Source organism: Parasphingopyxis sp. CP4, assembly GCF_013378055.1.
GTDB lineage: Bacteria > Pseudomonadota > Alphaproteobacteria > Sphingomonadales > Sphingomonadaceae > Parasphingopyxis.
In genome coordinates this window covers 1,645,883-1,657,829 of record NZ_CP051130.1, presented here as the reverse complement: position 1 = coordinate 1,657,829, position 11,947 = coordinate 1,645,883, and the positions used below count along the sequence as shown (strand labels likewise).

The window sequence follows — 11,947 nt, the reverse complement described above, 5'->3', positions numbered from 1 at the left end:
CTAAATCCCGGGACCAGTCTACTGACAACACTGTCAGCGATCAATCGGCGAAGGGATCGCGCACCAATATCGTATCTTCGCGTTCCGGACTTGTTGAGACGAGCGCCACTGGGCACCCGATCAACTCTTCGACCCGGCGGACATATTTGATCGCCTGGGCGGGAAGATCGTTCCAGCTGCGTGCGCCCGCTGTCGTCTCGCTCCAGCCTTCGATTGTCTCATAAACCGGCTCGACCGCGGCCTGATCCTGGGTGTTCGGCGGCAGATAGTCATAGTCCCGGCCGTTCACCCGATAGCCGACGCAGATCTTGAGTTCGGCAAAGCCGTCCAGCACATCGAGCTTGGTGAGCGCAACACCTGTCACGCCGGATACTGCAACTGACTGGCGCACCAACACCGCATCGAACCAGCCACAGCGCCGCTGGCGACCGGTAACGGTGCCGAATTCATGGCCACGTTCGCCCAGTCGTTGGCCATTCTCATCCTCAAGCTCGGTCGGGAAGGGGCCTGCACCAACCCGGGTCGTATAGGCTTTGACGATGCCCAGGACGAAACCGACTGCGCCCGGGCCGAGGCCTGAGCCGCCAGCGGCGGTCCCGGCAATCGTGTTGGACGATGTGACGAATGGATAGGTGCCGTGGTCGACATCGAGCAATACGCCCTGCGCGCCCTCGAACAGGATCCGGTCTCCACGCTGTCGCGCCGCATTGAGCGAGCGCCAAACCGGCTGCGCAAATGGCAGGACAAAGTCCGCGATCTCGCGCAAATCATTGAGCAAGCGCTCGCGATCGACCGGCGGCTCGTTAAAGCCGGCACGCAACGCATCATGATGCGCGCACAGGCGATCGAGCTGCGGCGCAAGATCGTCCAGATGGGCAAGATCGCAGACCCGGATCGCGCGGCGCCCGGCCTTGTCTTCGTATGCGGGGCCGATACCGCGGCGCGTCGTGCCAATCTTGCCTTCACCGCTGGCGTCTTCGCGCAGGCCATCAAGATCGCGATGGATCGGCAGGATGAGCGGGCAGGTCTCGGCGATTTGCAAGGTATCGGGCGTGACATCGACGCCTTGGCCGCGCAGCTTTGCGACTTCTTCGCGCAGCGCCCAGGGATCGAGCACAACGCCATTGCCGATCATCGATGGTGTACCGCGAACAATGCCGGAGGGCAGGAGGGATAATTTGTAGGTTTCGTTGCCGATCACCAGTGTGTGGCCAGCATTATGGCCGCCCTGGAACCGCACGACTGCGTCGGCGCGGGCCGATAGCCAGTCAACGATCTTGCCCTTGCCCTCATCGCCCCATTGGGCGCCGATTACCGTTACATTAGCCATGGAGAAACGCTTTCGCTTGCGGGTTACGACCCGCTCCTAATTGCCTGAGAGGGGTACGTCCACGGCGCTATTCACGGTTGCGCCGAAATTGCCGTCTGAATTCAGATTTCCTGCGGTTCGCTACCATCATATCGATGGGTGCAATCCAGCGTTTCCGCGCTGTCCGCGTTGGTGAGTGCGGCAACCGTCCGCCAACCATCCGCGCGCAGCTGGTTGGCGGTGGCTGCATCCGTTCCCAGCGGAAGGAACAGACGCTTCTTGTCCTTGGTTCCCAATCCGGCGTCGACCAGCGGATCGACATAGAGGGAAAAGCCCATCGCCGGTTCTTCTGTGCCATCGGCATGGTTGATCACATAACTCCCACCGCGGCCGATCTCGCCGCCAATCCCTGCGCCAAACAGAGAGAAACCCAGCCAGCTTTGATATTCAAAGCCATGCCGTTCGGTGGGATCGAGCGTAATCGTCGCTCGGCTGGCGAGCGTCCCGGCAATCGCTTCTACGCCGTCCAGTCGTGATTTGAGCGCACCGCCGGCATCGATCGCGCGCATCTGCGTGAGCGCTCTGTCAACCGGCCCGGCGGCATGGATCAGCGGCAAATAGGCATCGGCTCCCAGCGCAGCGATCGCACCTGCATCCTTCTCGTCCAACTCGGTACGGACCGGTTCGACCAGCTCAGGAGCGAGCGGGAAGGGGCCTTCGGCGAGGGTCGGCACGAGATCGGGCAGCGTTAGGTCTACCGTAATGTCGGAGACGCCAGCAGCGGCCAAAGCATCAACCGCAACGGACAGGATTTCACTCGCCGCGGCCACGCTATCCGCGCCGATCAGCTCCGCTCCCGCCTGGACGAGTTGGCGCTCGGGCCGCAGCTGGGTCGCACGCAATCGAAGGATCTCACCACCATAGCCAAGCCGTACAGGGCGCGGGCGCCCCGCCATGCGGGTTGATGCAATACGGCCAATCTGGGCGGTGATATCGGGCCGCAGGGCCAATGTCCGCCGCGATACCGGGTCGATGATCCTGAGCAGATCCTGCGCACCATCGGATTTGAGCTGGCCGACCATGCCTTCCTCAAACTCCGCCAGCGGCGGTGAGACGCGCTCATAGCCATAGGAAGCGACGCTATCCATTACAGACCTGAGCAGGCGTGCGGCAGCCTCGGCCTCGGGCGGAAGCCGGTCGCGCAGCCCTTCGGGCAGCAATCCAGGTGCAATCTTGGTCATGGGGTTTGCCTTAGCGTCATATTCGATTCGCTAGAAGCTTAGTCCCATGACGGTTTTTACGCCTTCAAGATTGCAGACATCCCACATCAGCGGCTCTTCGACCTGCTGATCAACGGACAAGAGCAAGATTGCGTCACCGCCGCCTTCACGCCGGCCAAGGTGGAAATTGCCGATATTCACGTCGGCCTTGCCCAGTGTCGTCCCGATCCGTCCGATAAAGCCGGGGGCATCCTGGTTGACGACGTAGAGCATCGGTCCGGCAAGATCGGCCTCGATCTTCACGCCAAACAGTTCGACGAGCCGGGGCACATTTTCACCGAATAGTGTGCCCGCTACCGATTTTTCGCCCTCATCGGTCATCACCGCGACACGGATCAGTGTATGATAGACGCCTTCGCGATCATGGCGGACTTCGCGGACGTCTAGCCCGCGCTCTTTGGCGAGATAGGGTGCGTTGACCATGTTCACGGTGTCCGAATAGGCGCCCATGAACCCGGCCAGCACGGCACCGGTGATCGGTTTCTGGTTCAGCTCGGCGGCTGCCCCTTCTACTTCGATCGAGATGCCTTTCACCGCGTCATGCGCGAGCTGACCAACGAGCGCGCCGAGCTTTTCAGCAAGCGTCATATAGGGTTTCAGCTTCGGCGCTTCTTCGGCGGAGAGCGACGGCATGTTGAGCGCGTTCGTTACCCCGCCATCAAGCAGGAAATCCGACATCTGTTCGGCTACCTGGATCGCGACATTGACCTGCGCTTCGCTGGTCGATGCGCCGAGATGCGGCGTTGAAATCAGGCCGGGTGTGCCGAACAGGGCATTTTCCTTGGCCGGCTCTTCGGCAAACACATCGAGAGCCGCACCGGCCACTTGGCCGCTCTCAAGCGCGTCTTTCAATGCCTCTTCGTCGATCAAGCCACCGCGCGCGCAGTTGATGATGCGCACGCCCTGTTTGGTTTTGGCAATTGCCTCGCGGGACAGGATACCGCGCGTCTGATCCGTCAGCGGCGTGTGCAGCGTGATGAAGTCTGCCCGTTCGAGCAGCTCGTCCAGCGTGACCTTTTCAATCCCGAGCTCAACGGCGCGTTCCTCTGTCAGAAACGGATCATAGGCGATGACTTTCATTTTCAGCCCATGCGCGCGATCCGCGACAATCGATCCGATATTACCGGCGCCGATCAGGCCAAGCGTCTTGTGAGTCAGTTCGACACCCATGAATTTCGATTTTTCCCATTTGCCAGCCTGGGTCGACGCGTCAGCCTGGGGCAGCTGCCGGGCAAGTGCGAACATCATGGCGATGGCGTGTTCGGCCGTCGTGATCGAGTTGCCAAACGGCGTATTCATGACAACAACACCGCGTGCCGATGCTGCAGGCACATCGATATTGTCGACGCCGATGCCAGCGCGACCAATCACTTTGAGATTAGTCGCCGCCTCAAGAATCTTGGGCGTGACCTTGGTCGATGATCGCACGGCAAGGCCATCATATTCGCCAATGATCTCGGCCAGTTCTTCTTTGGATAGGCCGGTCTTTTCATCGACTTCCAGTCCGCGAGACCGGAAGACTTCCGCGGCTTTGGGGTCCATTTTATCGGAAATAAGTACTTTGGGCATGACGAAAACCTTTCATGGTTTTCATCATCCCAGCTTGGGCTGGGATCTCGGGACATTAAGCGAAACTCAGATGGCCAGAGACTCCAGCTTTCACTGGAATGACGGAATTAGGAAGTATGTTCGGCTTGGACTTCGGCGTAGGCCCATTCGATCCAGGGCAGCAGCGCAGCGACGTCATCGGTTTCCACTGTCGACCCGCACCAGATCCGCAAGGATGGCGGGGCGTCGCGATAGCCATTGAAATCATAGCCGATGCCACGCTCTTCGAGCATCGCGACGATCTTCGCTGGCACGGCCGCCTGGTCTTCGACAGACAAGCCATCATACCATTCGCCCTGGAACACCATGCAGACACCGGTATTGGTCCGCTTGGTCGGATCAGACACCATGTTGCGCATCCACGGTGTGGCTTCGATCCACTGATCAACGACAGCCGCATTGCGATCCGCGCGGGCCTGCAATTCCGGCAATCCGCCAATCGACTTCGCCCATTCGAGCGCGGCGATATAGTCTTCCGTGGCCAGCATGGACGGCGTGTTGATCGTCGCACCTTCAAAAATGGCCCGGTTGATCTTGCCATTCTTTTTGACACGGAAGATTTTTGGCAGCGGCCATTCCGGATCATAGCTTTCGATCCGCTCAATAGCGCGCGGGCTGAGGATCAGCATGCCATGTGCGGCTTCCGACCCCATAACCTTTTGCCAGCTATAGGTGGTGGCATCGAGCTTCGGCCAGTCCATCTCCTGAGCGAAGATCGCTGACGTGGCATCGTTGATGGTTACGCCTTCGCGCTCGTCCGAAATCCAGTCAGTATCGGGGATCTTGGCGCCCGAGGTCGTGCCGTTCCAGGTGAAGACGATATCATCGCCCGGATCGATCTGACGCAGATCGGGAATTTCACCATAGTCAGCTTCAAGCACGCTAAGCCCGTCAGGCTTGAGCTGTTTCACCGCATCCTGGATCCACACATTGCCGAAGCTTTCCCATGCGGCAACGGTTGCCGGACGCGCGCCGAGCATGTTCCACATGGCAAGTTCAACAGCGCCCGTATCGGATGCCGGAACAATGCCGATCAGATAATCGTCGGGAATGCCCAATATCTCACGGCTGAGATCGATCGCATATTTCAACCGGCCTTTGCCGAGTTTTGACCGATGCGAACGGCCAAGCGAATCGGTGCTCAACTTGTCGAGCGACCAGCCAGGGAATTTGGAAGTGGGTCCGGATGAAAAAAACGGGCGGCCCGGACGGACCGTTGGTTCTGTAGTCATATATTCTCTCCTCACAGAGAGCACGCGCTGCGTTGGGGCAGCGTGGCCCGTCGCCGCAATGGGTGTTGCAGCGCAGCATGTCAACGGAGATATTACGCAGCGCCACCACGGACGCAGCGATATGTGATCGATCAGGCGATAGATTCAATCTTGTCGAGCTCTTCGTCCAAAGATTGTAGTATCTTTTCTAGCTCATACATCCGTCTATCGATGGCATTGAGCACACCTTTTTGACCTATACCATTGATTCTCTGTTCTTTTTCAGATTCGGTCGACGGTTGGCCGAACAGCCGTTCATTGACGCCATAGGCCTTGTTCAGCCGGGCAGAGAGTTTCGACACGGTCGTGCTGAGTTTGCGTTCAATTTCGGTCAATCGCGCGGTCGGTTGCGGTGCGTCAGGGTTTGCCGGGTGAGAGTTATCGAGCGCGTCATCATCGGTCGCTTCGACGGCCGTTTCGATGATCGCTTCCTCGTCAGTTCCCGCGTCAGAAAAAACACGGATTGCCGCTTTACCCGGCTTTTCTCCGCTGTTTGCGTTCGTCGCCGCGGGATCCGTATATTCAATGGTCATTCTAGCCTCCCAGTGAGTGTTTCCCCCCAGAGAGACCTGCCGTTATACCAGCTCACTTTGCTAAGTTGCACAATAAAATGAACGGGATGTACCAATATTGGACGAGCCAGAAGCGGTTTCAATTCCACATCAAACTTTTCTTTTCGTCGCGATGGTGAGTCGGATGGCCGCATCTGCGGCATATGAACCGTTACGCCGGTCCGGCGGTTAACCTTCTGCTAACTATGGTTCGATACTCTTTTCCCATGCACCGGAAACTGCTCTTATTGCCGCTTGTCATGCTGGTCTCGGCCTGTGGGATGATCGATGGGCGCACCGATGGCCCGCGCTCAACGCAAAGCTCCGAGCGGCTGGCGCCGCCGAGTGCCAATACGCGCCAATGCCTGGCAGGCCTGACCCGCCAGAATGTGCAGTATCGCCGGCTTCCCGATCGCAATTTTTCAAACGGTTGCCGTGCCGTTGGCTCCTTGCAGCTGCTCCAGGTCGGCACGCCGACGCGCAATTTGGGCGCGATGACCTGCCCGCTGGCGGATCGCTATGCGCGATGGACTCGCGAAGTATTGCAACCGGCCGCCGAACGGCATTTTGGCCAGGCCGTGACCCTTGTTGAGACATTTGGAACCTATGGGTGCCGAAACATCGCTGGAACCGGACGATTGTCTGAGCATGGCAAGGCCAATGCGATCGACATTTCGGGTTTCACACTTGCCGATGGGCATCGGATTACGGTGTTAGAGGGTTGGAATAACAGCGATCGTCGGGAAAGGGCCTTTTTGCGCGACCTGCATCGCGGCGCCTGCGAACGATTTGAAATCGTACTCGGCCCTGATGCCAATGCCGATCATCGCAATCATTTTCATTTCGATATGGGTAGCCGCGGGCCATATTGTCGTTAAGACTAGGGTCTATGAATGACCCAACCATACCCGATCACATTTTCTATACCTCTGGCGAAGACGCTGCCTATGCGCGCGAGAGTGTTTCAACCCCGCAGACCGAGGATCCGGCCTATCGCCTGGCGTTCCAGGACACCGAATTCCTGTTGCGCGAAGATCTGAGGCCGATCCGCTTTCAGCTGGAGCTATTAAAGCCCGAACTGTTGCTCGACGAAGCCAATATCGGCTCGACGCTGGTGGTCTATGGATCAGCCCGTATCCCAGAGCCATCCAAGGCGGCGGAAATGCTCGAACAGGCCGAAGATGGTCTGCAAAAGCGGATTGCTGAACGCATGGTGGCCAAGTCCAAATATTATGACGAGGCCCGCAAACTGGGCCAACTCGCCAGCAAATGCGATTGCGACGAGGACGGCAAGCGGCAGTTTGTCGTCTGTTCGGGTGGCGGCCCTTCGATGATGGAGGCGGCGAACCGTGGCGCGACCGATGTCGGTGCGGAATCGATCGGGCTTAACATCGTGCTACCGCACGAACAGGCGCCCAATGAATATGTGACGCCGTCGCTCAGCTTCCAGTTCCACTATTTCGCGCTGCGCAAGATGCACTTCCTGATCCGTGCGCGCGCTGTCGCCTGCTTCCCGGGCGGGTTTGGCACGTTCGACGAAATGTTCGAACTGTTGACCCTGGTTCAGACGGGCAAGATGAAGGCCGTTCCGATCCTGCTTTTCGGCGAGGATTTCTGGACGCGGGTTATCGATTTCGAGGCATTGGCCGAAGAAGGTACAATCTCACCTGAAAATCTGAACATCTTCCGCTTTGTCGACACCGCCGACGAAGCCTGGGAAATGATCAATGATTTCTATGTTGAGCCGATTGGCTGGAAATCAGAACCAACGGTGTTGAGCCTCGACTAGCTGTCGGTTTCTGCCGCTGCTTCTTCACCACCCTCGATATCGGCTTCCGCTTCCGGGTCTGCAGCCTCTTCGGCTTCGGTTTCGGCGTCTTCAACCTCAGTATCTTCAGCGGCTTCTTCTTCCGGAGCCGGCGGTTCGGGCAATGGCATGTCGGAGCCATTGGCGTTCATGTAAAGAATCAGCGCGGCGCGATCGAGCGGGTCGGACAGACCGGCAAAGCTCATCGTCGTTCCCTGCGCAAATGCGGCCGGACGCGCGATCCAGTCTGACATATTGTCAAAATTCCATGTGCCTTCGATTGAAGACAGCGCGCCGGAATAATTGAAACCCGGGACGGATGCGATATCTGCACCGATCTTTCCCCACAGGTTCGGTCCAATTCCATCGGCGCCGCCCTGATTGATCGTGTGGCAACTGGCGCAGCGACGGAACACCGCTTCGCCCTGTTCGACGGTTACCGACGGGAAGGCCATGGCCATTGTCATCTCGGGTTCTTCGTCGCCACCTTCTTCGGCGACGCCTTCAACAACATAGCCCATCGTTTCGGGACGTTCGCCATGAAACATCTCGGTCGTGACGATCGACGTACCGAGCGCAACGATGCCTGCTGCCAAAGACCAGCCTGCGATGGTGTTAAACTGACTCATGAATCTGATTCCCGCTGTCCGGATTGCTTGGGCAGGGCTTTAGAGAGAGGCGGCCATTATCGCAAGCCGTCAATCACTTGTCTTCGGCCCATGCGCGCAGCAAAGTATGCGCGATGGCGAAATGCGGCGGGGCGATGAATTGCGCATCCACTGCGCCGTCAAAGGCATCGAGCACCTGTTGCTTGGTAACCCATTTAGCTGCCTCCAATTCTTCGGTGTCGAGGGTGAGCTCATCGCTCTCCACCGGCGCGATACAGGCCATCATCAATGTGTTGGGAAATGGCCAGGGCTGGCTGGACAAATAGCGCACCGATGTCGCGTGAACACCGGCCTCTTCGAAAAGCTCCCGCGTTACAGCGCCTTCGAGCGATTCGCCCGGTTCGACAAAACCGGCCAGTGCCGAGTATCGATCTGGCGGGAAGCGGGGTTGTCGACCCACCAGCGCCTTGCCTTCAAAGGTCGCGAGCATGATCACGACCGGGTCGACGCGCGGGAAATGTTCGGCACCGCAGCTTTGGCATGTGCGGCCCCAACCGCCCTTGGAAACCTGTGATCGATTGCCGCATCGGCTGCAGAAGAGATGCCCGCGATGCCATTCGATCAGCGAGCGAGCGGCCGCATAGGTCGAGGCTTCTTCGGGCGGCATAATGTCGAGATAGCGCCACACCGCATAGGCTGCCTGTCCAGTGGGCGGCGCATTTTCGATAAGCGGAGCAAAATAGGGTGTATCGCCCTCCATGCCCAGAAAAAGCAATTCTGAATCATCCGGTCGGTCGATCATCGATCCCCAGACGAGCATATTGTCTGGTCCTATCTCTGGATCGAGATCGTTGAGCTTCAGCAGCCGCGCCCTGAGACTGCCGCGTACCTCGGCGAGCTTGTCCTCCTTGATGCGGATCTGGTCGGCGCGGTCGAGGCGAGATCCGGTCAGTCCCGGATTAAACGGCGTATTCACTCAACATTCTCCCTCTGCGCGATCGCCAGCGTTGCCGCCTTGGCAAACAAGGTCGGCAGGCCGGCCTCTTCGATCGTCTCAATTGGCCACCATTCGCCTTCTGCGTCACCATCCGTCAAGGCGTGTCCGCCCACCACATCCAGTTCAAGAGCGAAATGGGTAAAGACATGGCTCACAGTGCCGAAGGCGGCCCACTTGACGTTAGCGGGCGCCTCGGCAAATCCGGGGGCCGTATCCACCCACTCTCCGCTCGGCAGCGCGCGCATCCCGCCCAGCATGCCTGAGTCCGGCCGACGGACGAGCAGCACGGCGCCATTCCGTTCGAGCCAAAAGGCGGTGCCGTGCCGCACTGGCTTCACCTTTTTGGGCAGTTTAACGGGAAATCGCTCGGGATTGCCGGTCCGCTCAGCTGCGCAATTCTGACGCAGCGGACAGTCCGGGCAATCGGGATTACGGGTTGTGCAAATGGTAGCGCCGAGATCCATCATCGCCTGAGCGAAGTCGCCCGGGCGACCAGCAGGCGTATAGGATTGGGTGTGCGATCGAATTTCCGCGCGCGCCTTTGGCAATGCTGATTCAATTGCATGGAGCCGCGTAATTACGCGTTCGACATTGGCATCAACGACGGTAGCGGGTTCGCCAAAGGCAATCGCTGCCACAGCCGCGCCGATATACGCACCTATTCCCGGAAGTTCCCGCAACTCGGCTTCGGTCTGCGGAAACTGGCCGCCATGATCCGCAACTATAGTCTGCGCGCACGCATGAAGGTTTCGGGCCCGCGCATAATAGCCAAGGCCGGCCCAGGCAGCCATCACATCGGCACTATCAGCCGCTGCGAGCGCTTCCACCGTCGGCCACTTCTTGGTGAACATCTCGAAATAGGGCTTCACCGCCGCAACAGTCGTTTGCTGCAGCATGACTTCGGACAGCCATACGCGATACGGATCGGGCGCTGGCGCCCCCGGCTCAGCCCGCCAGGGGAGCGACCGAGCCTTATCGTCATACCAGCCCAAAAGGGCGGTGCTGATCGCTAAATCGGGCATTTGTGCGGGATTTCTCGACGCATCTATTATCCACATCGCACTGAAAGTTTTTATGGCAGCCATTGGGACCCTATGGCATGAGCAAGCGGATGGCGAAAACCCGCAATATTACAGGGACTGGCACCTCCCGAACCCGGGATAAGACGGATCGGCGCAGCCGCCGCACCCGTGCGCTGGGCGATATGGTGCCGAATATCGGAAAAGCGTCGTTTCGCCGGTTCGGATTCGTGCAGAGTGCGATCGTTACACGCTGGCCGGAAATTGTCGGCGAGCGCTATGCCGAGGTGTCGACACCGGATTCGATTCGCTTCCCGTTTGGCCAGCGGTCTGACGGTGTGTTGCGGCTGAACGTTTCCGGCGCACATGCCACAATGATGCAGCATATCGAGCCAGCGATCATTGAGCGGGTTAATCGTTTCTTCGGTTATCCGGCGGTAGCCCGGATATCGATACAGCAGGGCAAGGCCGCCAAGCCTCAGGCGCGGCGTCCGGCGCCTCCGTCTTTACGGCCAATCCCTGAGGAACTGGGAGATTCGCTGCGCGAGGTCGCCGATCCCGAGTTACGGGCCTGTCTGGAAGGCCTGGCTGCTTCGGTGGTCGCAACCGAGGGCGCGCCTTTGGTCGACGATAATGCGCCGCCCCGGCAATTGCAGGTTAAGCGTCTCGGCGATATTGGCCGCGACGCATCAAATGGAGTGAATGAGTAATGTCTAACCTTTGGAAAGTTTCTGCCATCGCCCTTGCGGCAACCCTGGCGGCATGCGGCGGCGAAACATCTGCCAACGGCGGCGCGGCAACCGGCCCCGTCGAGGCCGATACCTCACAAGATTGGGTCGCGGTTGTCTCGAAGACCGAAGAAGGCGGGTTCCGGATGGGTAATCCGGATGCACCGATCGCGATCGTTGAATATGCATCGCTGACCTGCCCGGCTTGCGCAGCCTTTGCCGCACAAAGCTATGAGCCGATGGTCGAAAACTATATTTCGCAAGGAACAGTCAGTTTCGAGATTCGTAACTTTGTGCGCGATCCGCTGGATCTCAGCGCGGCCCTGCTCGCACGCTGCAACGGGGAAGAACCGTTCTTCCCGCTGAATGAGCGCTTGTTCGCCAATCAGACGAATATGTTCGAGACGATCCAGAGTGCCGATCAGGCGCAACTTCAGGCACTGTCGACGCAGGAAGCCGTCCAGAGCGGCCAGGCATTTGTCGGATTTGCGCAAGCATCTGGCCTCATCGATTTGGTCGGTGGCATGGGGATTTCGGGGCAACGCGCTCGTCAATGCCTGACAGACACGGCAGCGATCCAGGAACTGGAAGAGATGCGCAATCGTGCCCTCAACCAGCATAACATTTCCGGCACGCCGTCATTCCTGATCAATAATGAACTTGTCCAAGGTTTGAATGGCTGGGCGCAGCTTGATGCCCGGCTCCAGGAGATGGTGGAATAGATTGAGGATATCGGGGGCAGATTGCACGCTCATGGTCCAACGGCATA

The 11,947-nt window shown here is 58.8% G+C and carries 12 protein-coding genes; 4 read left to right on the top strand and 8 right to left on the bottom strand.

What is annotated here, in order from left to right:
• Window positions 1–40 precede the first annotated feature (40 nt).
• The 5 genes from HFP51_RS07965 to HFP51_RS07945 form a co-directional block, all read right to left on the bottom strand.
• Window positions 41–1,330 (bottom strand): adenylosuccinate synthase, encoded by a 1,290-nt coding sequence (locus HFP51_RS07965; RefSeq protein WP_176875230.1) that lies wholly within the window; start codon window positions 1,328–1,330, stop codon window positions 41–43.
• Window positions 1,331–1,431: 101 nt separating this feature from the next.
• Window positions 1,432–2,550, bottom strand: a complete 1,119-nt coding sequence (locus tag HFP51_RS07960) for an ATP phosphoribosyltransferase regulatory subunit (RefSeq protein ID WP_176875229.1) — start codon at window positions 2,548–2,550, stop codon at window positions 1,432–1,434.
• 30 nt (window positions 2,551–2,580) lie between these two features.
• On the bottom strand, window positions 2,581–4,158 hold the full coding sequence (gene serA / locus HFP51_RS07955; RefSeq protein ID WP_176875228.1) for a phosphoglycerate dehydrogenase: 1,578 nt from the start codon (window positions 4,156–4,158) through the stop codon (window positions 2,581–2,583).
• A 107-nt stretch (window positions 4,159–4,265) separates the two neighbouring features.
• Window positions 4,266–5,429 (bottom strand): phosphoserine transaminase, encoded by a 1,164-nt coding sequence (locus tag HFP51_RS07950; protein ID WP_176875227.1) that lies wholly within the window; start codon window positions 5,427–5,429, stop codon window positions 4,266–4,268.
• 131 nt (window positions 5,430–5,560) lie between these two features.
• Entirely contained in the window at window positions 5,561–6,001 is a 441-nt protein-coding gene (locus HFP51_RS07945; protein ID WP_176875226.1) for a hypothetical protein, read from the bottom strand.
• Between the two features lie 245 nt (window positions 6,002–6,246).
• On the opposite strand from HFP51_RS07945, the gene HFP51_RS07940 reads away from it, so the two are divergent.
• The gene (locus tag HFP51_RS07940; RefSeq protein ID WP_176875225.1) at window positions 6,247–6,897 is read left to right on the top strand and encodes an extensin family protein; all 651 of its coding nucleotides are present in this window, start codon (window positions 6,247–6,249) and stop codon (window positions 6,895–6,897) included.
• A gap of 11 nt (window positions 6,898–6,908) precedes the next feature.
• Window positions 6,909–7,808, top strand: a complete 900-nt coding sequence (locus tag HFP51_RS07935) for a TIGR00730 family Rossman fold protein (RefSeq protein ID WP_176875224.1) — start codon at window positions 6,909–6,911, stop codon at window positions 7,806–7,808.
• Here HFP51_RS07935 and HFP51_RS07930 read toward each other — a convergent pair.
• From HFP51_RS07930 to mutY, 3 genes are all read right to left on the bottom strand, one after another.
• Entirely contained in the window at window positions 7,805–8,455 is a 651-nt protein-coding gene (locus HFP51_RS07930; RefSeq protein ID WP_176875223.1) for a cytochrome c family protein, read from the bottom strand. The two genes, HFP51_RS07935 and HFP51_RS07930, sit on opposite strands and share 4 nt — an antisense overlap.
• A gap of 73 nt (window positions 8,456–8,528) precedes the next feature.
• Complete coding sequence (gene nudC, locus HFP51_RS07925; RefSeq protein WP_176875222.1) at window positions 8,529–9,410, bottom strand: NAD(+) diphosphatase; 882 nt, start codon at window positions 9,408–9,410, stop codon at window positions 8,529–8,531.
• On the bottom strand, window positions 9,407–10,453 hold the full coding sequence (gene mutY, locus HFP51_RS07920) for an A/G-specific adenine glycosylase (protein ID WP_176875221.1): 1,047 nt from the start codon (window positions 10,451–10,453) through the stop codon (window positions 9,407–9,409). Before mutY ends, nudC begins: the two co-directional genes overlap by 4 nt.
• 77 nt (window positions 10,454–10,530) lie before the next feature.
• On the opposite strand from mutY, the gene HFP51_RS07915 reads away from it, so the two are divergent.
• On the top strand, window positions 10,531–11,160 hold the full coding sequence (locus HFP51_RS07915) for a DUF721 domain-containing protein (protein WP_176875220.1): 630 nt from the start codon (window positions 10,531–10,533) through the stop codon (window positions 11,158–11,160).
• Window positions 11,160–11,900 (top strand): thioredoxin domain-containing protein, encoded by a 741-nt coding sequence (locus HFP51_RS07910; protein ID WP_176875219.1) that lies wholly within the window; start codon window positions 11,160–11,162, stop codon window positions 11,898–11,900. Before HFP51_RS07915 ends, HFP51_RS07910 begins: the two co-directional genes overlap by 1 nt.
• The last annotated feature ends 47 nt before the right edge of the window (window positions 11,901–11,947 follow it).